Origin of the sequence: Pseudomonas sp. C11 (assembly GCF_034683865.1) — a bacterium.
In the GTDB taxonomy this organism is placed as follows: Bacteria; Pseudomonadota; Gammaproteobacteria; order Pseudomonadales; family Pseudomonadaceae; genus Aquipseudomonas.
Genome location: NZ_JAWIIP010000003.1, coordinates 171,491 through 191,542, shown reverse-complemented (window position 1 = coordinate 191,542; position 20,052 = coordinate 171,491). Strand labels below are relative to the sequence as shown.

General features: G+C 62.5%; 18 protein-coding genes. 6 read left to right on the top strand and 12 right to left on the bottom strand.

Features of this window, described 5'->3' with window-relative positions:
- Positions 1 to 201: 201 nt before the first annotated feature.
- Genes VC352_RS06940 through VC352_RS06925 form a run of 4 tightly spaced genes read right to left on the bottom strand, consistent with a single transcriptional unit; the run spans position 202 to position 2,627 of the window.
- Complete coding sequence (locus tag VC352_RS06940; RefSeq protein WP_322978851.1) at positions 202 to 498, bottom strand: DUF167 domain-containing protein; 297 nt, start codon at positions 496 to 498, stop codon at positions 202 to 204.
- On the bottom strand, positions 499 to 1,092 hold the full coding sequence (locus tag VC352_RS06935; protein ID WP_322978850.1) for a YggT family protein: 594 nt from the start codon (positions 1,090 to 1,092) through the stop codon (positions 499 to 501).
- A gap of 11 nt (positions 1,093 to 1,103) precedes the next feature.
- A complete protein-coding gene (gene proC / locus VC352_RS06930) occupies positions 1,104 to 1,922 on the bottom strand; it encodes a pyrroline-5-carboxylate reductase (protein WP_322978849.1) in 819 nt (272 codons plus the stop codon).
- A gap of 9 nt (positions 1,923 to 1,931) precedes the next feature.
- Positions 1,932 to 2,627: a YggS family pyridoxal phosphate-dependent enzyme gene (locus tag VC352_RS06925; RefSeq protein ID WP_322978848.1), complete on the bottom strand. Its 696-nt coding sequence runs from the start codon at positions 2,625 to 2,627 to the stop codon at positions 1,932 to 1,934.
- A 65-nt stretch (positions 2,628 to 2,692) separates the two neighbouring features.
- Between VC352_RS06925 and pilT the strand changes: the two genes are divergently transcribed.
- Both pilT and VC352_RS06915 read left to right on the top strand, forming a co-directional pair.
- Complete coding sequence (pilT, locus tag VC352_RS06920; RefSeq protein WP_322978847.1) at positions 2,693 to 3,727, top strand: type IV pilus twitching motility protein PilT; 1,035 nt, start codon at positions 2,693 to 2,695, stop codon at positions 3,725 to 3,727.
- Positions 3,728 to 3,802: 75 nt separating this feature from the next.
- The gene (locus VC352_RS06915; RefSeq protein ID WP_322978846.1) at positions 3,803 to 4,948 is read left to right on the top strand and encodes a PilT/PilU family type 4a pilus ATPase; all 1,146 of its coding nucleotides are present in this window, start codon (positions 3,803 to 3,805) and stop codon (positions 4,946 to 4,948) included.
- On the opposite strand, the gene VC352_RS06910 is transcribed toward VC352_RS06915, so the two are convergent.
- On the bottom strand, positions 4,914 to 5,801 hold the full coding sequence (locus tag VC352_RS06910) for a TIGR03915 family putative DNA repair protein (protein WP_322978845.1): 888 nt from the start codon (positions 5,799 to 5,801) through the stop codon (positions 4,914 to 4,916). The two genes, VC352_RS06915 and VC352_RS06910, sit on opposite strands and share 35 nt — an antisense overlap.
- Positions 5,801 to 7,012 (bottom strand): putative DNA modification/repair radical SAM protein, encoded by a 1,212-nt coding sequence (locus VC352_RS06905; protein WP_322978844.1) that lies wholly within the window; start codon positions 7,010 to 7,012, stop codon positions 5,801 to 5,803. The genes VC352_RS06910 and VC352_RS06905 overlap by 1 nt, the downstream gene beginning before the upstream one ends.
- A gap of 144 nt (positions 7,013 to 7,156) precedes the next feature.
- On the opposite strand from VC352_RS06905, the gene VC352_RS06900 reads away from it, so the two are divergent.
- Both VC352_RS06900 and VC352_RS06895 read left to right on the top strand, forming a co-directional pair.
- Entirely contained in the window at positions 7,157 to 7,555 is a 399-nt protein-coding gene (locus VC352_RS06900) for a TM2 domain-containing protein (protein WP_322978843.1), read from the top strand.
- A gap of 110 nt (positions 7,556 to 7,665) precedes the next feature.
- Positions 7,666 to 8,322 carry a DUF2076 domain-containing protein gene (locus VC352_RS06895; protein ID WP_322978842.1) on the top strand — a complete coding sequence of 219 codons (657 nt, stop codon included), beginning with the start codon at positions 7,666 to 7,668 and terminating at the stop codon, positions 8,320 to 8,322.
- Positions 8,323 to 8,371: 49 nt separating this feature from the next.
- On the opposite strand, the gene ntrC is transcribed toward VC352_RS06895, so the two are convergent.
- The 5 genes from ntrC to glnA all read right to left on the bottom strand — a co-directional run bounded on the left by ntrC (position 8,372) and on the right by glnA (position 14,391).
- Positions 8,372 to 9,805 (bottom strand): nitrogen regulation protein NR(I), encoded by a 1,434-nt coding sequence (gene ntrC, locus VC352_RS06890; protein WP_322978841.1) that lies wholly within the window; start codon positions 9,803 to 9,805, stop codon positions 8,372 to 8,374.
- The gene (glnL, locus tag VC352_RS06885) at positions 9,802 to 10,890 is read right to left on the bottom strand and encodes a nitrogen regulation protein NR(II) (protein WP_322978840.1); all 1,089 of its coding nucleotides are present in this window, start codon (positions 10,888 to 10,890) and stop codon (positions 9,802 to 9,804) included. The genes ntrC and glnL overlap by 4 nt, the downstream gene beginning before the upstream one ends.
- Positions 10,891 to 11,073: 183 nt before the next feature.
- On the bottom strand, positions 11,074 to 11,688 hold the full coding sequence (locus VC352_RS06880) for a DUF4124 domain-containing protein (RefSeq protein WP_322978839.1): 615 nt from the start codon (positions 11,686 to 11,688) through the stop codon (positions 11,074 to 11,076).
- 11 nt (positions 11,689 to 11,699) lie between these two features.
- A complete protein-coding gene (locus tag VC352_RS06875; protein ID WP_322978838.1) occupies positions 11,700 to 12,257 on the bottom strand; it encodes a DUF4124 domain-containing protein in 558 nt (185 codons plus the stop codon).
- Positions 12,258 to 12,984: 727 nt separating this feature from the next.
- Positions 12,985 to 14,391 carry a glutamate--ammonia ligase gene (gene glnA / locus VC352_RS06870; RefSeq protein ID WP_322978837.1) on the bottom strand — a complete coding sequence of 469 codons (1,407 nt, stop codon included), beginning with the start codon at positions 14,389 to 14,391 and terminating at the stop codon, positions 12,985 to 12,987.
- 329 nt (positions 14,392 to 14,720) lie between these two features.
- Here glnA and thiI point away from each other — a divergent pair, with 329 nt between their 5' ends.
- Both thiI and typA read left to right on the top strand, forming a co-directional pair.
- The gene (thiI, locus tag VC352_RS06865; protein ID WP_322978836.1) at positions 14,721 to 16,175 is read left to right on the top strand and encodes a tRNA uracil 4-sulfurtransferase ThiI; all 1,455 of its coding nucleotides are present in this window, start codon (positions 14,721 to 14,723) and stop codon (positions 16,173 to 16,175) included.
- A 151-nt stretch (positions 16,176 to 16,326) separates the two neighbouring features.
- Positions 16,327 to 18,150 (top strand): translational GTPase TypA, encoded by a 1,824-nt coding sequence (gene typA, locus VC352_RS06860; protein ID WP_322978835.1) that lies wholly within the window; start codon positions 16,327 to 16,329, stop codon positions 18,148 to 18,150.
- An 82-nt stretch (positions 18,151 to 18,232) separates the two neighbouring features.
- Here typA and VC352_RS06855 read toward each other — a convergent pair whose 3' ends face one another.
- Complete coding sequence (locus VC352_RS06855; RefSeq protein ID WP_322978834.1) at positions 18,233 to 19,876, bottom strand: methyl-accepting chemotaxis protein; 1,644 nt, start codon at positions 19,874 to 19,876, stop codon at positions 18,233 to 18,235.
- Positions 19,877 to 20,052 lie beyond the last annotated feature (176 nt).

Genomic DNA, 20,052 nt, shown 5'->3' with positions numbered 1-20,052 from the left:
CCGCATAAGGACTGGGGCGATGGCATGGTTGTGGGCGACTGCACGTTCCTTTTTGCCCCTTCACCGACCACTGCCGTGGACGTACGCGGCTTGCACCGGCGATGGCGCATTATGCGGCCACTGAAGAGCGCGTCAATTGGCGTGATCGATCGGCCCGCCTTGTGGTCGGGTAGGGGGCGCGAGCGGTCGGCTGATGAGGGGTCAGCCGGGGCGGCGCAGGCCTTCGATGGCCGGAAGTTGCTGGGGGGCTCGAATGCGCAGGCGCTTCTGGCGATTGAGCTCGCCGCTTTCCAGCGTGACCTGGCTCTTGGCCACACCGAAGGCCTTGGCCAGGAAGGCCTGCAGGTACGCATTGGCCTTGCCGTCGACCGGCGGTGCGGTCAGGCGGATCTTCAGCCGCTCACCGTGCAGCCCGGCGAACTCGTCCTTGCTCGCCTTGGGTTGCAGGTGGCAGTCGAGGATCAGATCCTCGCCGTCCCAGCGAAAGTAGCTCGCCACTCAGAGGAAGGGGCTGAGCATCGGCGGCAGGCCGGTGTAGGCCGCCAGACCACCAATGATGAAGCGATCCGCCAGGTTGATGGCGATGAAGGCAAAGATCGGCGAGATATCCAGACCGCCCAGGTTCGGCAGCAGGCGGCGGAAGGGCGCCAGCAGCGGCTCGCAGATCTGGTTGACCAGTTGCGCACCGGGGTTGTAGCTGCCGGGTGCTACCCAGGAGAGGATCACGCTGATGATCATGGCGAAGAAGAACACCTTGAGGAACAGCGAGGTGACGCCGATCACCGACCAGACCAGAAGCTGCAGGATGAAGCCGCCAACGTTGTAGCCCATCAGGGTCAGCGTCACCACCATCAACACCAGTTGCACCAGGATGGCGAGGATCAGCGAGGCCAGGTCGAGCCCGGCGAAGCCCGGAATAATGCGGCGCAGCGGTGTCAGCAGCGGCTTGGTGGCCTTGACCACGAACTGGCTGAGCGGGTTGTAGAAGTCGGCGCGCACCAGTTGCAGGATGAAGCGCAGCAGCACGATCAGCAGATAGAGGCTGCCGAGGGTCTGGATGATGTAGATCAGGGCTTCGATGAGTCCGGACATGTGTGCTTCCTTTATTGGCCCAGTTGTTCGGCGAGTTCGGTCGAGCGATTGGCCGCAGCGTTCAGAGCCTGTTGGACCAGCGCTTCGAAGCCGCCGGCCTGGAAGGTTTTGATCGCCGCTTCGGTGGTTCCGTTCGGCGAGGTGACGCGGCGACGCAGTTCGGCGGCGTCCACATCGCTCTCACTGGCCATGCGCGCGGCGCCCAGCGCGGTCTGGATGCTTAGCTGTGCGGCGGTATCGCGCGGCAGGCCGAGGTTTTCACCCGCGGCGGTCATGGCCTCGATCAGCAGGAAGAAATAGGCCGGGCCGCTACCGGAGACGGCGGTTACCGCATCCAGTTGGGCTTCATCGTCCAGCCACAGGGCCAGGCCGACGGCGCTCAGTACCTGCTCGGCCTGGGCTTTTTGCTCGGGGCTGACGCGCGGGTTGGCGAACAGGCCGGAAACGCCCTGACGCAGTAGCGCCGGGGTGTTGGGCATGCAGCGTACGACGGCGCGCTCGCCCAGCCATTTCTCCAGGCTGGCGCAACTGATGCCGGCAGCGATGGAGACGATCACCTGATTGGCGGTCAGGTGCGGCGCCAGATCCAGGCAGACGGTCTTCATCGCCTGCGGCTTGACGGCCAGCACGATCAGATCGGCGCCTTCGATGGCCTCGACGTTATCGCTGAACAGGGCGATGCCATGCTGCTGGTGCAGTCGGCCACGCTGCTCGGCGCCCGGCTCGCTGGCGCGGATGGCGTCGGCAGGGACGCCCTGGGCGCGCAGGCCGCCAATCAGGCTGGCGGCCATGTTGCCGGCGCCGACGAAGGCAATGATCGGATGATTCATAGGGCTTCCTTATTGAGGGGCGGTCTGACCGTAGTCACGAGCGCCGAACAGGGCGGTACCGATGCGTACCCAGGTGGCGCCTTCGGCAATGGCGGCCTCCAGGTCATGGCTCATGCCCATGGACAGGGTGTCGAGATTGAGCGCCAGCTCATCGCGCAGTTGGCGCAAACGAGCAAAAGCGGCATGTTGCGCGGCGACGTCGTCGGTGGGTTCGGGAATCGCCATCAGCCCGCGCAGTTTGAGCTTCGGCAGCGCCGTGACGGCGCGTGCCAGTTCCACCAACTCGCTAGGGCTGCAGCCGGACTTGCTGTCTTCACCGCTGACATTGACCTGCAGGCAGATATTCAGCGGCGGCAGATGAGCCGGGCGCTGATCGGACAGGCGTTGCGCGATTTTCAGGCGATCCACTGAATGTACCCAGTCGAAGTGCTCGGCGATGGGCCGGGTCTTGTTCGACTGAATGGGGCCGATGAAGTGCCAGATCAAGGGCAGGTCGCTCAGCTGGGTCTGTTTTTCCAGCGCTTCCTGCAGGTAGTTCTCGCCGAAGTCGCGGATCCCGGCAGCATGTGCCTCGCGGATGGCCTCGGCGGTTTTGGTCTTGCTCACTGCGAGCAGGCCGATCTGCGCGCAATCGCGCTGCGATGCTTGCGCCGCCTCACGGATGCGCGCTCCGACCTTTGCAATATTCTCTGCTATCGTGGACATTACTTGCGGCCCGGCCGTTAAGCGTTCGCGGCATTCTACCTGCTTGCCTGCAATTGGGGAGTCCCATGGATATTACCGAGCTGCTTGCCTTCAGCGCCAAGCAAGGCGCGTCGGATTTGCACCTCTCGGCCGGTCTGCCGCCGATGATTCGCGTCGATGGCGACGTGCGCCGCATCAACCTGCCGCCGCTGGATCACAAGCAGGTGCACGCGCTGATCTACGACATCATGAATGACAAACAGCGCAAGGATTACGAGGAGTTCCTCGAGACCGACTTCTCCTTCGAGGTGCCGGGTGTCGCGCGTTTCCGCGTCAACGCCTTCAACCAGAACCGTGGCGCTGGCGCGGTGTTCCGTACCATTCCCTCCAAGGTGCTGACCATGGAGGAGCTCGGCATGGGCGAGGTCTTCCGCAAGATCACCGACGTACCGCGCGGCCTGGTGCTGGTCACCGGCCCCACCGGCTCAGGCAAGTCGACGACCCTGGCGGCGATGCTCGACTACCTCAACAGCAACAAATACCACCACATCCTGACCATCGAAGACCCGATCGAATTCGTTCACGAGTCGAAGAAGTGCCTGGTCAACCAGCGTGAAGTGCACCGTGACACCCACGGCTTCTCCGAGGCCCTGCGCTCGGCGCTGCGGGAAGACCCGGACATCATCCTGGTTGGCGAGATGCGTGACCTGGAAACCATCCGCCTGGCGCTGACCGCCGCGGAAACCGGCCACCTGGTGTTCGGCACCCTGCACACCACCTCCGCCGCCAAGACCATCGACCGCGTGGTCGACGTGTTCCCGGCCGAAGAGAAGTCGATGGTGCGTTCGATGCTCTCCGAATCGCTGCAGGCAGTGATCTCGCAGACCCTGCTGAAGAAGATCGGCGGTGGTCGCGTGGCGGCCCACGAGATCATGATCGGCACGCCGGCGATCCGTAACCTGATCCGCGAGGACAAGGTGGCGCAGATGTATTCGGCGATTCAGACCGGTGGCGCGTTGGGCATGCAGACCCTCGATGCCTGCCTGAAGACTCTGGTGGCCAAGGGGCTGGTCAGCCGCGACAGCGCGCGCGAGAAGTCCAAGACCCCGGAAAATTTCTGACCCCCGAGCCGGCGGGTGCTTGCGCTCGCCTGCCGATGCCCGGGCGATACCGCGTAAGCACCTGCGAGAACACCGATGGAATTCGAAAAACTGCTGCGCCTGATGGTAGAGAAGGGCGGTTCCGACCTGTTCATCACGGCGGGCGTGCCGCCCTCGATGAAGGTCAACGGCAAGATCATGCCCGTGACCAAGAATGCCATGTCACCGGAGCAGACCCGCGAGACCGTGCTGGGTGTGATGAACGATGCGCAGCGCCGCGACTTCGCCGAAAACCACGAGTGCAACTTCGCCATCAGCGCGCGTGGCATCGGTCGTTTCCGCGTCAGTGCCTTCTACCAGCGCAACCTGGTGGGCATGGTGCTGCGCCGCATCGAGACCAACATCCCCACCCTCGATGAACTCAAGCTGCCGGAAGTGCTGAAGAAGCTGGCGCTGACCAAGCGCGGCCTGGTGCTGTTCGTCGGCGCCACCGGCACGGGTAAATCCACCTCGCTGGCGGCGATGATCGGCTACCGCAACAAGAACAGCAGCGGCCATATCATCTCCATCGAAGATCCGATCGAGTACATCCACCAGCACCAGAACTGCATCGTCACCCAGCGCGAAGTTGGCCTGGATACCGAATCCTTCGAGGTAGCGCTGAAGAACACCCTGCGCCAGGCGCCGGACGTGATCCTCATCGGCGAGGTGCGCTCGCGCGAGACCATGGATCACGCCGTGGCCTTCGCCGAAACGGGCCACCTGTGCCTGGCCACCCTGCACGCCAACAACGCCAACCAGGCGCTGGATCGGATCATCAACTTCTTCCCGCCGGATCGACACAACCAGGTGTGGATGGATCTGTCGCTCAACCTCAAGGCCATCGTTGCCCAACAGTTGGTGCCGACCCCGGACGGCAAGGGCCGTCGTGCGGTGATCGAGGTGCTGATCAATACCCCGCTGGCTGCCGACCTGATCCGCAAGGGCGAGGTGCACGAGCTCAAGAGCTTGATGAAGCGCTCGACCGAGCAGGGCATGCAGACCTTCGACCAGGCGCTGTACAACCTCTACACCCAGGGCGAGATCACCTACGAAGACGCGCTGCTTTACGCCGACTCGGCCAACGACCTGCGCCTGATGATCAAGCTCGGCTCGGAGACTGACGGCGATCACCTATCGAGCATGGCCCAAGGCCTGTCGCTGGAGATTAGCGACGAAGATCCGGGGCGTCGCTTTCGCTGAGGTTGCCAGACGGGGGACGCGATGCGTCCCCTTCGTGTATCTGGGCAATGCGTTTGCCCTTCCTGCCGGCCAGCACCAGCGCCTGGCCATCGCGCTGCGCCCCGGCGCGCGCCTCGCTCATCAGTTGCGGAATCAGCAGTCCTTCCGGCAGGTGCTTCCAGAAGCGCAGCGGCAGATGCTGCTGCATCGCTGTGCGGTTGAGCCGCGCCGGGTTGAAGGTGCTGCCGTAGTAGGCGCGCCACAGCGCCTGGCCATCATCCTCGGGCTGCTGCGCCCAGTCGCGCCACTGTCTCGGGCAGTGACGCTCGTGGCGCAACTGCTGGCCATCCCAGAACACGCCATCACGCGGCGTGGCGATCAGCCAGCTGTGCTTGCCCAGGCGTTCGGCGAAATGGCCGCTGGCCGAGGCGAGGATGTCGTGCGCCGGCTCGAACCAGGCGACGAAGTCCGGTGCGCCTTGTGCCTTGCATGGCTGAAAACGCACGAAGGCATGCAGATGATGTGCTTCGCGGCGTACGGCCTTGAGCCGTCTTTGCAGTTCGCTGCCATCCGGGTCGCCAGCGAGGATGGCGCTGCGCTCGCCCTGTACGAAGCGCCAGAGCACGCGGTAGAGAAGGCTCCAGCGCTCCTCGCCACGGTATTGCGCTGCGCTTTCCAGCAGCTCCAGCAGTTCGGGGGACACACGCAGGCGGCCGTTGGGCTCCGGCGCTCGCTCGGCCGCTTCATCGAACAGGCCGGGCGCGGCTTCTTCGTCCAGCCACTGCAACTGGTGTGGCGCCAGATTCTGCAGCAGAGCACGGCGCGCGGCCTGGCGCCAGGTGGCGAACGTGCCGTCGAAGCGCAGGCTGTGCATCACCACAACGCCATCTGTGCCGGGGTGTCGCGCAGTTGCTGGCGCAGCACCAGGGACTCGTGTTCAGCACGCGGAGGCCGGTAGTCCTGGGTGACGATGAACGGCTTGGCCTTTTCCAGCACGCAGCGCAGGCGGGTCAGATCCTCGAAGCGGATGCGTCGCTCGCGCCGCAGTGCACCCAGGCGCCGCGCGCTAAGCACGCCGATGCCGGGTACGCGGGAGATCAAGGATTCGTCGGCACGGTTCAGATCCACCGGAAACTGCTCGCGGTTGGCCAGCGCCCAGGCCAGCTTGGGGTCGATATCCAGCGCCAGGTTACCGGGACCGGCGAGCAGTTCGTTGGCGCTGAAGCCGTAGCCGCGCATGAGAAAGTCCGCCTGATACAGGCGATGCTCGCGCAGCAGGGGCGGTGCCTCGAACGGCACGGTCTTCGGGCTCTGGGGAATTGGGCTGAACGCCGAGTAGTAGACGCGGCGCAGGCGGTAGTCGTGATACAGGCTCTGGGCGTTATGCAGGATGGTGCTGTCGTCGGTGGCATCGGCGCCGACGATCATCTGCGTGCTTTGCCCCGCCGGTGCGAAGCGCGGCGCGCGGCGTTCTTCCTTGGCCTCGCGCTCACCCAGGTGAATGTGTTGCATGGCTTGGTGGATGCTGCCGACGTTCTTTTCCGGTGCGAGGCGCACCAGGCTGGTCTCGGTGGGCAGCTCGATATTGACGCTCAGGCGGTCGGCATAACGACCGGCCTCGGCGATCAGCTCGGGCGCGGCGTCGGGGATGGTCTTGAGGTGGATGTAGCCACGGAACTGATGCTCTTCGCGCAGCAGCTTGGCGACGCGGTTGAGTTGCTCCATGGTGTAGTCGGCCGAGCGGATGATGCCGGAGCTGAGGAACAGTCCGCTGATGCAGTTGCGCTTGTAGAAGTCGAGGGTCAGCGTCACCACTTCCTCGGGGGTGAAGCGCGCCCGTGGCACGTCGCTGGAGCGGCGGTTGATGCAATACTGGCAGTCGTACAGGCAGAAGTTGGTCAGTAGGATCTTCAACAACGCGACGCAGCGCCCATCCGGCGTGTAGCTGTGGCAGATGCCCATGCCGTTGGTCGAGCCGATGCCATCCTTGCCCTTGGAGCTGCGCTTGGGCGCACCACTGCTGGCGCAGGAGGCGTCGTACTTGGCGGCGTCGGCGAGGATGGTGAGCTTCTCGATCAGTTGCATGGCAGGCGATATCTATACTGTTTTTTTATACAGTATATGGCTGCTGTACAAGGATCAAGTCATCGATGCGACGCTCGACGGTGAGGATGAAACCTTCGTCGCGGTCGGAGCGTCTGAATCCATACCTCGCACACGGAGTTCGTCATGCAACCCCAGGACACTCACAGCAAAGTGATCGGCTACCTGCTCTGGATCTTCGGTTTCCTTGGCTCGCATCGTTTCTACTACGGCAAGCCGGTGACCGGCACCATCTGGTTCTTCACCCTGGGCTTGTTCTTCATCGGCTGGATCATCGACCTGTTCCTGATTCCGGCGATGGATCGCGAGGCAGATCTGCGCTTTACCGCTGGTGAAACCGACTACAACGTGGCCTGGATCCTGCTGACCTTTCTCGGTGTATTCGGTGTGCACCGGATGTACCAGGGCAAGTGGATCACCGGGATCCTCTATCTGTTCACCGGTGGCCTGTTCATGGTGGGCGTGCTCTACGACTTCTGGACGCTCAATACGCAGATTTCCATCAAGAACGCACAGCGTGGCTGAGCGGCAGGGAACTGCATGATGGCGCTTCGCTCAAATGACACAGAGCGGGGCGCCTGCCTCGCGAGGAATTCCCTACAGGGACGTGCCAACTTGCAGTAGATGAGGCACCCATGAATTCCGAAGAGCGAACCTTGATCGATGGCCTGTTCTCGCGTCTGCACGATGCCGAGCGGCAGAGTGCCGCGCGTGATGCCGAGGCCGACGCGCATATCGCCGAGCATGTCGCGCGTCAGCCCGCCGCGCCCTACTACATGACGCAGACCATCCTGATCCAGGAGGCTGCGCTCAAGCGCCAGGATCAACGGGTCAAGGAACTGGAAGCGCAACTGGCCGAGATGCAGCAGCAACGGCCGAGCAGCGGTGGCTTCCTGTCCGGATTGTTCGGCGGCGGTACACGTGATGCGCAGCCGCAACCACAGTCTAATGCGCGACCGGCTGGCTGGGGTGAAACGCGCTTTTCCCAGGGTGCTGCCGCCAGTGACCCGCGTGCACCGCAACCGGCCGCAGTGCCGGGACAGGGCGGTGGCTTCATGCGTGGTGCCCTGCAGACTGCAGCGGGCGTGGCGGGTGGTGTGATGGTGGCCGAGATGCTTGGCGGGCTGTTTCATCACAGCAGCCCGGCGGAGATCGTCGAGGTGGTCGAGGCGCCGCCGATGCAGGAACCCAGCAATTTCGACGCCGGCTCATCGAGCGATGGCTTCGCCGATGACAACTATTTCGACAGTGGCGATTTCTTCGACGGTGGTGACGACAGCTTCTTCAGTTAAGCGTTGCGGATGAGCGCAGCCTGGACGCTGCGCTCATCCGCTTGACGGCTCAGTCGTCGCCGTCGTCGTCATCCGCGCCGTCGACCCTCATGCCCAGCTCCTTGATCTTGCGCGTTAGGGTATTGCGACCCCAACCCAGCAGCAGGGCGGCATCGCGGCGGCGGCCGGCGGTGTGCTTGAGTGCGGTCTCGATCATGATACGTTCGAAGGCCGGCACGGCGACATCGAGCAGGTTGGATTGGCCGCGTGCCAGGGCCTGGTCGGCCCACAGGCGCAGGGCCTGTTCCCAGTTGGTCACTGGCGCGGCGTCCTGCGGCTGGGTCAGCAGCTCCGGCGGCAGGTCGTCGACGTGTACTTCGCGGCCGGAGGCCATGACGGTGATCCAGCGGCAGGTGTTCTCCAGCTGGCGCACGTTGCCCGGCCAGGGCAGGTGCTTGAGGTAATCCTCGGTTTCGCTCTTGAGCAGCTTCGGCTCGACCGCCAGTTCTTGCGCAGCGCGGGCGAGGAAGTGATTGGCCAGGGTGGGGATGTCCTCGCGGCGGTCGGCCAGGCGCGGGATATGAATGCGGATGACGTTGAGGCGGTGAAACAAGTCCTCACGGAACTTGCCGGCGGTCACCAGGGTTTCCAAGTTCTGGTGAGTGGCGGCGATGATGCGCACATCCACTTTCACCGGAGTGTGGCCGCCGACGCGGTAGAACTCGCCGTCGGCCAGCACGCGCAGCAGACGGGTCTGGGTGTCTGCAGGCATGTCGCCGATCTCGTCGAGAAACAGGGTGCCGCCGTCGGCCTGTTCGAAGCGGCCGCGACGCTGGTTGGCCGCGCCGGTGAAGGCGCCTTTCTCATGGCCGAACAGCTCGGATTCCATCAGATCCTTGGGGATCGCCGCCATGTTCAGCGCGATGAACGGCGCGGCTGCACGCGGGCTGTGGCGGTGCAGGGCATGCGCCACCAACTCTTTACCGGTGCCGGATTCGCCGTTGATCAGCACGGTGATATTGGAGTGGCTGAGACGGCCGATGGCGCGGAACACCTCCTGCATCGCCGGCGCTTCGCCGATGATCTCAGGCGTGCGTGCCTGCGCGGCCGGTACGGCCAGGCTCTGTTGCTCCTGGGCGTGCTGGAAGGCGCGCTTGACCAGCGACACCGCCTCGTCGACATCGAAGGGTTTGGGCAGGTATTCGAAGGCACCGCCTTGGTAGCTGGCTACCGCGCTGTCCAGATCGGAGTGCGCGGTCATGATGATCACCGGCAGGCGCGGGTACAGCTCGCGGATGCGTGCCAGCAGATCCAGGCCGCTGGCGCCGGGCATGCGGATGTCGGAGATGATCACATCCGGCTGTTGGCGAGTCAGGCGGGCGAGTACGCCGTCGGCGCTGTCGAAGCTGTGGGTGGTCATGCCCTCTTGTTGCAGGGCTTTTTCCAGTACCCAGCGGATGGAACGATCGTCGTCGACAATCCAGACGGTTTCGCTGCGGCTCATGCTGTGGTCGCTCCTTGTTCCAGTGGCAGGAAGATCGAGAACACGGTGTGGCCAGGATGGCTCTCGCATTCGATCAGGCCCTGATGCTGGCTGATGATGTTCTGGGTGATGGCCAGGCCCAGGCCGGTGCCGTCAGCGCGGCCACTGACCATGGGATAGAAGATGGTTTCCTGCAGTTCCGGTGGAATGCCGGGGCCGTTGTCGATGATCTCGACCTTGACCACCAGGCGATGCCGGGTATGACCGATGGTGAACTGACGCAGGGTGCGCGTGCGCAGGCTGATACGGCCCAGGCCCATGTCGTGCTTCTGCCCGGCGATGGCCTGCATGGCGTTACGCACGATATTGAGCACGGCCTGGATCATCTGCTCACGGTCGATCAAAAGGTCCGGGATGCTCGGATCATAGTCGCGCACCAGGGTGATGCTGCCCTGGGCTTCGGCCTCGATCAGGTTGGCGACGCGCTCCAGTACCTCGTGCACATTGGTCATCGCCAGTGACGGCAGCTTGTTCGAGCCGAGCATGCGGTCGACCAGGTTACGCAGGCGGTCGGCCTCTTCGATGATGACGTTGGTGTAATCCTTGAGCTCTTCGTTGGGCAGCTCGCGTGACAGCAACTGGGCCGCGCCACGGATACCGCCGAGCGGGTTCTTGATCTCGTGAGCGAGGCCGCGCACCAGCAGTTTGGTGGTTTCCTGCTTGGACAGCTGCGCTTCTTCCTTGGTGATGCGCAGCAGGCGGTCACGCGGATGCACTTCCAGCAGCAGCAGGGTTTCGCCTTTGCTGAACAGCGGGGTGACGGCGTAGTCCACGGTCAGCGTCTGCCCGGTAACCGAGGTCAGCACAGCTTCACGCTTGTTGAACGGGTGCGCCTGTTCGACCGCCTGGCGCAGAGACGACAGCGCCTCGGGCGATTCGGTGAACAGCTCGCTGATGAACTGGCCATGGCTACGCTGGCCGCTGACGGCCAGGAGCATTTCCGCCGCCGGGTTCATGTACTCAAGGCACAGTTGGCTATTGAGCAGCAGGGTGGCGGTGGTCAGGTTGTCGAGTAGTAGGCGGTGCAGCGCGTCGTTGATAGTCATAGGCAGTGCGTTCCGGCAATGGGCAGGAAAATGCAAGAAGCAAACCAAGGCCCCGAAAAGACGCATTTTTTCTGCGTAATCTCGGGTTTAGGGCGGACTGCAAGGCGATCAAGCGGGGGTGTTTGACCCAAAACGGGGAAAGAATAAAGTTTGGTGCGGTTTAATGCACCAATTCGGTGCCATTTAAAGGAAGGGGAGGATGCTTGGTTTTACCTCGGGTTTGTCTTTCAGCGGGCATTCCGGGCGTACGCCATAGTCATCCAGCTGGCAGGGGTTGATCTTGCGCTTCTGCTCCAGCGATATGCGGTGCATGTGGAAGGGCTGTGCTGGGGTGCGTTCGACGATGAGGCCGGCCGCATCGATGATCTCGCCGACCAGTTGATGGGTGCCTCGATCGACGTTGTGTAGCGAGAACACCGGGCTTTGGCTGGGCCCGCTCTGCGGCTCGCCATCGAGCAGCAGGCGATAGCTGTGGCCTGGCAGCAGGCCGGGTTCGCTGGTCAGAGTGACGATCAGGTCGCCAGCGGCGCTATGAATGGAGGCGTCCGGCTCCGGCACCAGGATGCGTAACAACTGATAGTGCACCACCTGCTTGGTCACTGTCGGAGGCGCGACCTTAACGGTGGGGGGGGGCTGGTTCAGCTGTGCGCTATTCGAGGGCGCGATGATCACGCGCTCGGCACTGCTGCTGCGCGGGCTGTCGGTGAAGACGCGATTACCTTCGGCATCGATATAGGTATAGACCTGCGCATGGGCGCCCTGGGCCAGAAACAGCAGGCCCAGCAGAAAAGTTCGCATCGTCATGGATTCTAGGGCTTGGGGGTTGGCTTCGGTGGTGTGACGGGCGGCCTGGCCGGGCTGTTGAGGCTGATGCGCTGGACGGTAAAGGTCTCGGTCATGCTCTGCTGGATGATCGTATCACCTGCAACCACGGCAACGGCCAGGCTGTGCTCGCCACGGTCGATGTTGGTCAGTTGCAGGCGCGGTACGTTGCTCGCCTGGCCATAGGGCTGGCCATCGAGTATCAGGCGCAACTGGTGGCCAGCTTGCAGGCGTGGCTGGATGTCGACGCCGACGGAGAAGGTGCCGTTGTTGGCGCGCATCGCTGCGTCATCGGGAATGCCGGTCAGGCGCAGAACGCTGTACAGCGCCTTTGACTTCTGTTCGCTTGAGGGAGTGGCAGGCGGCAGGCTTGGCGTCTGCATCTCGACGGTATTGGTCGGGGGCAGTTCGACGCTCTCGGCAGGAGTGCCATCTGGCGGCTGGTTGGTGAATACCGTATTGCCGTTGGCGTCGATGTATTTGTAGATCTGCGCGCTGGCCGGCAGGGCCAGGGCGAGCAGAAGGCAGACGAGTAATGGGCGCATGGGCCGATCCTTCCTCGGGCGATGCGCTAAGCCTTGCACTGCCGGTGCTTCCTGGCAAGCGCGGGGCGCTTTGGCTGTGAGCTTTGCCTGCAAAACCATGGGGCTTTTATCGGAATGGGGCTTTGCATTATCGGGGGAGTGCTTGGTCGATACCGGGCTGGCAAGTTAGTGTTTTGGACGCCGCTTTGGGTACTGTCAGCTATTCCGTGTTTCGCCCTCTCGGGCGACTCACTTTTCTTTGAAATGCGCAAAGAAAAGTAAGCAAAAGAAAGCGCACCCCGCCATCCGGGTCTCGCTTCGCTCGACTTCCCTCACTCCGGCACCGCTCCGGGGTCGGCGTACATGGGCCATCCCTGGCCCATTACGCCTCGCGCGGCATCCATGCCGCTTGCCCTCCTGCGCAATGCCTACGTTCGGCCTCCTGAAGGGGGACTTTCGCGCGCCTGAAACTATTGCTTTAACTCCGTAGCCATGGCGGTTGCTCTTGCTGCTGCTAGACCACTCCGAACAATCTCTGGGTTACTTCGCGCTCAGGCGCGTGCAGAGCCCGCCCAGGAGGGCGAAACCAAAGACATCAACCAAACCGCGGCAATCAGGAACAGACAGAAGAACAATCAACACCGTATTGCCAGTCCGGCATCAAGCAGCCCGCACAAAATAAAAAAGCCCCACCAGGCAAAGCCGGGCGGGGCTTTCGGGAGCGCCGCACGAGGCGGCGCAGACTGGCTTAGACGCTGTAGTACAGGTCGTATTCCAGCGGGTGTACGAAGGTACGTACCTTGATTTCTTCTTCGGACTTCAGCTCGATGTAGGCATCGATGAAGTCGTCGGAGAACACGCCGCCCTTGGTCAGGAACGCGCGGCCCTTGTCCAGCTCTTCCAGGGCTTCTTTCAGGCTGCCGCAAACCTGCGGGATCAGCTTGCCTTCTTCCGGCGGCAGATCGTACAGGTTCTTGTCAGCAGCATCGCCCGGGTGGATCTTGTTCTGGATGCCGTCGATACCGGCCATCAGCAGAGCAGCGAAGGCCAGGTACGGGTTGGCAGCCGGATCCGGGAAGCGCGCTTCGATACGACGAGCTTTCGGGCTGGCAACGTACGGGATACGGATCGAGGCGGAACGGTTACGGGCCGAGTAGGCCAGCATGACCGGCGCTTCGAAGCCCGGAACCAGACGCTTGTAGGAGTTGGTCGACGGGTTGGTGAAGCCGTTCAGGGCCTTACCGTGCTTGATGATGCCGCCGATGAAGTACAGAGCGGTCTCGGACAGACCGGCATAGCCTTCGCCAGCGAAGGTGTTCTTGCCGTCTTTGGCGATCGACATGTGCACGTGCATACCCGAACCGTTGTCGCCGTACAGCGGCTTCGGCATGAAGGTAGCGGTCTTGCCGTAGGCGTCGGCTACGTTGTGTACGCAGTACTTCAGGGTCTGAACTTCGTCAGCCTTGGCAACCAGGGTGTTGAACTTCACACCGATTTCGTTCTGACCGGCAGTGGCCACTTCGTGGTGGTGCACTTCGACGACCAGGCCCATTTCTTCCATGGCGTTGCACATGGCAGTACGGATTTCGTGGTCGTGGTCGCACGGCGGAACCGGGAAGTAACCGCCTTTGACGGCCGGACGGTGGCCTTTGTTGCCGCCTTCCACGTCCTGGTCGGTCATCCAGGAACCTTGCTCGGAGTAGATCTTGAACATCGAGCCGGAGATGTCGGACTTGAACTTCACTTCGTCGAAGATGAAGAACTCGGGCTCCGGGCCGACGAATACGGTGTCACCGATGCCGGTGGTTTTCAGGAACTCTTCGGCACGCTTGGCGATGGAGCGCGGGTCGCGGTCGTAGCCTTGCATGGTGCTCGGCTCGATGATGTCGCAGACCAGGATCAGGGTCGGTTCTTCGGTGAACGGATCCAGTACGGCGGTATCGTCGACCGGCATCAGGATCATGTCGGAGGCTTCGATGCCTTTCCAGCCATGGATGGACGAGCCATCGAACATTTTGCCGTGCTCGAAGAAATCTTCGTCCAGGGCGTCACGGGCCGGCATGGTCACGTGGTGCTGCTTGCCCTTGGTGTCGGTGAAGCGCAGGTCTACCCACTTCACGTCGTGTTCTTTGATCAGTTGAACAGCCTTAGACATGTTGTCCTCCAGATGGAAAAGGCTCTTATCGTTGAGCCCCGATATGTACGGTGAAGCCCGGCGGGATAGTCCTTCAGGGCGACCTGCCTCACAAGGGAGCAAATTGCATGCCAGTGCCCTGTATTGGGCGGAGGCCCGGAAACTCAGGTACTGCGCGGCCTGCGCGTGGGTTTGCAGCTTATATTTGCACCATATTGAATCAGCAAAATATCGGTATGACCTATTTTGGTGCGCATCTGCTCGATGGCAGTATTTTTGGTCAAGGCTTGAACAATTTCCGCTATAATCCGCGCCCCTGTTTTTCCGCTGCCTGTTCGGGCACCTATTTCATGAAGCTGATCGTCAAAGTTTTCCCGGAAATCACCATCAAGAGCCGTCCGGTGCGCAAGCAGTTCATCCGCCAATTGGGGAAGAACATTCGCTCCGTGCTGCGCGATCTCGATCCCGAGGTGCGGGTGACCGGTGTCTGGGACAATCTGGAGGTCGAAACCGACCTCGACGATCCGCGCCTGCTCGAAGAAATGACCACACGCCTGCGTAACACCCCGGGCATTGGTCTGTTTCTCGAGGTCAATGAATACCCGCTGGGTGATCTGGACGACATCACCGAGCACTGCAAGCGCCATTACGCCGAGCAGTTGCCGGGCAAGATCTTCGCCGTGCGCTGCAAGCGCGGTGGCAAGCATGCCTTCAGTTCCATCGACGTCGAGCGGCATGTCGGCTCGCGCCTGCGCCGTGAGTGCGGCGCGGCTGGCATCGACCTGAAGAAGCCGGAAGTCGAAGTGCGCATGGAGATTCGTGACCAGCGCCTCTTCGTGGTGCACAACCGTCACGAAGGCCTTGGCGGCTACCCGCTGGGCTCGCTGGAGCAGACCCTGGTGCTGATGAGCGGCGGCTTCGACTCCACCGTGGCGGCTTATCAAATGATGCGTCGCGGCCTGGTCAGCCACTTCTGCTTCTTCAATCTCGGTGGCCGTGCCCACGAATTGGGCGTGATGGAAGTGGCGCACTATATCTGGCAGAAGTTCGGTCGTTCGCAGCGCGTGCTGTTCATCAGCGTGCCGTTCGAAGAAGTGGTCGGCGAGATTCTCGGCAAGGTCGACAACAGCCAGATGGGCGTGATCCTCAAGCGCATGATGCTGCGCGCCGCCACCCGCATCGCCGAGAAGCTGCAGATCGAGGCGCTGGTGACCGGCGAGGCGATTAGCCAGGTCTCCAGTCAGACTCTGACCAACCTCGCGGTGATCGACTCGGCCACCGACATGCTGGTGATGCGCCCGCTGATCGCCAGCCACAAGCAGGACATCATCGATACCGCCACGCAGATCGGTACGGCCGAGTTCGCCAAGAACATGCCCGAATACTGTGGCGTGATTTCGGTCAACCCGACCACCAAGGCGCGCGGTTACCGCGTGGAGAGGGAGGAGGCGCAGTTCGACATGGCCATCCTCGACCGTGCTCTGGAGCGCGCCACCCAACTGCCCATCGACCGCGTGATCGACGAGTTGGGCAAGGACGTGCAGATCGAGGAAGTGCGTGAAGCGCTGGCCGGACAGATCGTCATCGACATCCGCCATCCCGATGCCGCCGAAGACCAGCCGCTGGACGTGCCGGGCATCGAAGTGCAGGCGCTGCCGTTCTACGCGCTGAACAACAAATTCAAGGAGCTGGATGAGAACCGCCAGTACCTGCTGTATTGCGACAAGGGCGTGATGAGTCGCCTGCATGCCCATCACCTGCTGAACGAGGGACACGCCAATGTGCGCGTTTATCGTCCGGCATAGAACGCCGGGGCTCAATGGCGGGAGTATCCGCCATCGCCCTCCCGACTGCTCGCTTGCCCAGGTGCCTTGTTCGGCCCGCTGATTCCAATTTCTTCATATTCGTCGTCCAGGCTGGGCGACACACCGAAATCCTCTGATCGAGATACATACAGTGATCGAAAAACTGCGCAACATCGCCATCATCGCCCACGTCGACCATGGCAAAACCACCCTCGTCGACGCCCTGCTGCGTCAATCCGGCACCCTTGAGCGTAACGAGCTCAACGACGAGCGCGTGATGGACAGCAACGACCAGGAAAAAGAGCGCGGCATTACCATTCTGGCCAAGAACACCGCCATCAAGTGGAACGACTACCGCATCAATATCGTCGACACCCCCGGCCACGCCGACTTCGGTGGCGAAGTTGAGCGCGTCATGTCGATGGTCGACTCCGTACTGCTGGTCGTTGATGCCCAGGACGGCCCGATGCCGCAAACCCGCTTCGTGACCAAGAAGGCCTTCGAAGCCGGTCTCAAGCCGATCGTCGTGATCAACAAGATCGACCGTCCGGGCGCGCGTCCTGACTGGGTTATGGATCAGATCTTCGACCTGTTCGACAACCTCGGCGCCACCGACGAGCAGCTCGACTTCCAGGTCGTCTACGCCAGCGCCCTGAACGGCATCGCCGGTCTCGACCACACCGCCATGGCCGAAGACCTGACCCCGCTGTACCAGGCCATCGTCGACCACGTACCGGCGCCGAACGTCGACCTCGACGGCCCGTTCCAGATGCAGATCTCCGCGCTGGACTACAACAGCTTCCTCGGCATCATCGGTGTTGGCCGTATCGCTCGCGGCAAGATCAAGCCGAACACTCCGGTAACCGCCATCGACGTTGACGGCAAGAAGCGTAACGGCCGTATCCTCAAGCTGATGGGTCACCACGGTCTGCACCGCGTCGACGTCGAAGAAGCCACTGCCGGCGACATCGTCTGCATCAGCGGTATGGATCAGCTGTTCATCTCCGACACCCTGTGCGACATCAACCACGTCGAGGCGATGAAGCCGCTGACCGTTGACGAGCCGACCGTTTCCATGACCTTCCAGGTCAACGATTCGCCGTTCTGCGGTAAAGAAGGCAAGTTCGTCACCAGCCGCAACATCAAGGAGCGTCTGGACAAGGAGCTGCTGTACAACGTGGCCCTGCGCGTTGAAGAAGGCGACAGCGCCGACAAGTTCAAGGTCTCCGGCCGTGGTGAGCTGCACCTCTCGGTTCTGATCGAAACCATGCGTCGCGAAGGCTTCGAAATGGGCGTTGGCCGTCCGGAAGTGATCATCCGTGAAGTGAACGGCGTCAAGCAGGAGCCGTTCGAGAACGTCACCATCGACATCCCTGAAGAATCCCAGGGCAAGGTCATGGAAGAAATGGGCCTGCGTAAAGGCGACCTGACCAACATGTCGCCGGACGGCAAAGGTCGCGTGCGCCTGGAATACAACATCCCGGCTCGCGGTCTGATCGGTTTCCGTAACCAGTTCCTGACCCTGACCAACGGCGCCGGCATCCTGACCTCGATCTTCGACCGTTACGACACCGTCAAGCCAGGCACCATGTCTGGCCGTCAGAACGGCGTACTGGTGTCGATCGATACCGGCAAGGCGCTGACCTACTCCCTGGAAACCCTGCAGGCGCGCGGCAAGCTGTTCGTCGAGCACGGCCAGGAGATCTACAACGGTCAGATCGTCGGTCTGAACAGCCGCGACAACGACCTGGGCGTGAACCCGACCAAAGGCAAGAAGCTCGACAACATGCGTGCTTCGGGTAAGGACGAAACCATCGCCCTGGTGCCGCCGGTTCGCTTCACCCTGGAGCAGGCGCTGGAGTTCATCCAGGACGACGAGCTGTGCGAAGTGACGCCGAAGTCGATCCGTCTGCGCAAGAAGATCCTCGACGAAGGCGAGCGCACCCGCGCTGCCAAGAAAGCCAACAAGGCTTGATGCGGCTAGCTTAGCGCTGTAACTGAAAAGCCCCGCCAGAGCGATCTGGCGGGGCTTTTTGTTGGCTGAAGGATGTCACCGGTCAGGTGCGGAAAACGCCCAGCCCGCTTCTCAGCGCGCGGGCGGTGTCGCCCAGTTCGGCGGCGGAGTCGTTGATTGCGTCGACGTCCAGGCGTGTGTGTTCGAAGGCATTGCGCATCTGCCCCAGGCGGCCGGACATGTCGGTCACGGCATGCTGGATATGCGCGCTGCTGGCCAGGGCCTGCTCGACGTTGAGGTTCACTTCGTCCATTTGCCGCACCAGCGCATCCAGGGTGTCCAGGGCTTCGTCGGCATTGCCGGCGAGGGCGCGCGAGCGTTCGGCGGTGCTGCCCATGCGCTGGGCGATCTGGCGGATGGCACCGGTGACCTGATCGATCACCTGGTGCGCGTCGCCCAGCACGCTCTGAGTCTGGCTGGCCAGCTTGCGCACCTCGTCGGCGACCACGGCAAAACCGCGACCCGCCTCGCCAGCGCGTGCGGCTTCGATGGCGGCGTTGAGGGCCAGCAGGTTGGTCTGCTCGGAGATGCCGGCGATCATCTGCAGCACCTGGCCGATCTGCTGTGCCTCCTGGCTGAGGCGGTCGAGATCGCCAGCCAGCTCGATGTTCGAGTGGGTGCTGCCGTGCACCTCGGTGATCAGGCTTTGCAGTTCCTGATGGGCGCGGCTGAGTTCGCTGCTGGTGCGTTCCAGATTGCTGCGCACGGCGCCGGCATGGCTGGAGGACTCACCGGCGGCATGCTGGATGGAATGGCCGTGCTGGTCGACGTCGGCCAACTGCTGTGCGGCTTGTTGCAGTTGCTGGGTGATGTCGTCGGCGCGGCGCAGGAAGTTCTCTGCCAGTTGCTGGTTGCTGTCGGCCATGCCCAGGGCACCGGAGAGCGTCTGCCGCAGATCCTGCAGCAGGCTGGACAGGCGCGTGCCCATTTGTCCCAGCTCGTCGTTGCTGGTTACCGCCAGTGGGCGTGAGAGGTCGCGGTTCTGGGCGATCTGGTTGAGTTGGCCGGTGAGCTGGCGAATGGCGCGAACCAGCATCTGCGTGGCCAGCCAGGACAGCAGCAGGCCGATGACCAGTGTCACCGCGCCGATCAGCAGCAGGCTGTGCAGGCTGCTGGCGATGTCCTGATCGAGACGACTCAGGGTGATATCGACGCCGACCACGTAGGTTTGGCCGCTGGCGGTATGCATCGGCAGAAAGATCGAACGAAAGGTGCCGTAACTGTCGGTGTATTCATCGAACTGGGCCAGGCCGGTGCGTGCAGCCCGCGCCACGGCGGGGCTGGCGTCGCTGTACTCTTCCAGGTGGTTGCCGTAGGTGCCGCTGGCGATTTCCTGCTGGCTGGCCGCATCGGCCAGATAGAAGGCCCGACCGGCGGCATCGACCAGCAGGGCGTAGGCGAATTTCAACTCGACGTCCTGAACGTATTCGCCGAGGTTGCGCACTTGGGCCATGTATTCGCCTTCATGCAAGCCGTCGGCTTTCAGCGAGCGGCTCAGATAATCGTTACCGAGCAGGCGCGGTACCGCGTGAGCGGCCGCACGCAGGCGGTTGTCCACCTGCTCGCGAATGTCCTGGGCTTTGACGTACTGGGCGTAGCCGATGAAGGCGGCGATGCTGATCAGGTTGACGAAGGTGAAGGCCAGCAGGATCTTGGCCTGCAGACCGATGGAATGTAGCGAAGGCATGAGTTGGGCTTCCAGCCATGAAGGAGTCCGACTGCCGTTGCGGCAGCCTGGTGGTTGTGCCCGGATAATTTGCCACAACTTGGGTGGCTAATGGCCATGTCGGAGCATGTATTTTTCCACTGGCCAGAAAAAACAACCCCGGCGTTTGCGCGCCGGGGTTGGTTCATTGCGAGGGC

What these genes read in the sequence shown, in the direction of transcription:
- proC (WP_322978849.1), bottom strand. Translation starts at nt 1,922, where the DNA reads ATGAATCATCCGATCATTGCCTTCGTCGGCGCCGGCAACATGGCCGCC.
- thiI (WP_322978836.1), top strand. Translation starts at nt 14,721, where the DNA reads ATGAAGCTGATCGTCAAAGTTTTCCCGGAAATCACCATCAAGAGCCGT.
- VC352_RS06905 (WP_322978844.1), bottom strand. Translation starts at nt 7,012, where the DNA reads ATGCAACTGATCGAGAAGCTCACCATCCTCGCCGACGCCGCCAAGTAC.
- glnL (WP_322978840.1), bottom strand. Translation starts at nt 10,890, where the DNA reads ATGACTATCAACGACGCGCTGCACCGCCTACTACTCGACAACCTGACC.
- VC352_RS06900 (WP_322978843.1), top strand. Translation starts at nt 7,157, where the DNA reads ATGCAACCCCAGGACACTCACAGCAAAGTGATCGGCTACCTGCTCTGG.
- pilT (WP_322978847.1), top strand. Translation starts at nt 2,693, where the DNA reads ATGGATATTACCGAGCTGCTTGCCTTCAGCGCCAAGCAAGGCGCGTCG.
- VC352_RS06880 (WP_322978839.1), bottom strand. Translation starts at nt 11,688, where the DNA reads ATGCGAACTTTTCTGCTGGGCCTGCTGTTTCTGGCCCAGGGCGCCCAT.
- VC352_RS06915 (WP_322978846.1), top strand. Translation starts at nt 3,803, where the DNA reads ATGGAATTCGAAAAACTGCTGCGCCTGATGGTAGAGAAGGGCGGTTCC.
- ntrC (WP_322978841.1), bottom strand. Translation starts at nt 9,805, where the DNA reads ATGAGCCGCAGCGAAACCGTCTGGATTGTCGACGACGATCGTTCCATC.
- VC352_RS06895 (WP_322978842.1), top strand. Translation starts at nt 7,666, where the DNA reads ATGAATTCCGAAGAGCGAACCTTGATCGATGGCCTGTTCTCGCGTCTG.
- VC352_RS06925 (WP_322978848.1), bottom strand. Translation starts at nt 2,627, where the DNA reads ATGTCCACGATAGCAGAGAATATTGCAAAGGTCGGAGCGCGCATCCGT.
- VC352_RS06935 (WP_322978850.1), bottom strand. Translation starts at nt 1,092, where the DNA reads ATGTCCGGACTCATCGAAGCCCTGATCTACATCATCCAGACCCTCGGC.
- glnA (WP_322978837.1), bottom strand. Translation starts at nt 14,391, where the DNA reads ATGTCTAAGGCTGTTCAACTGATCAAAGAACACGACGTGAAGTGGGTA.
- VC352_RS06875 (WP_322978838.1), bottom strand. Translation starts at nt 12,257, where the DNA reads ATGCGCCCATTACTCGTCTGCCTTCTGCTCGCCCTGGCCCTGCCGGCC.
- VC352_RS06855 (WP_322978834.1), bottom strand. Translation starts at nt 19,876, where the DNA reads ATGCCTTCGCTACATTCCATCGGTCTGCAGGCCAAGATCCTGCTGGCC.
- VC352_RS06910 (WP_322978845.1), bottom strand. Translation starts at nt 5,801, where the DNA reads ATGCACAGCCTGCGCTTCGACGGCACGTTCGCCACCTGGCGCCAGGCC.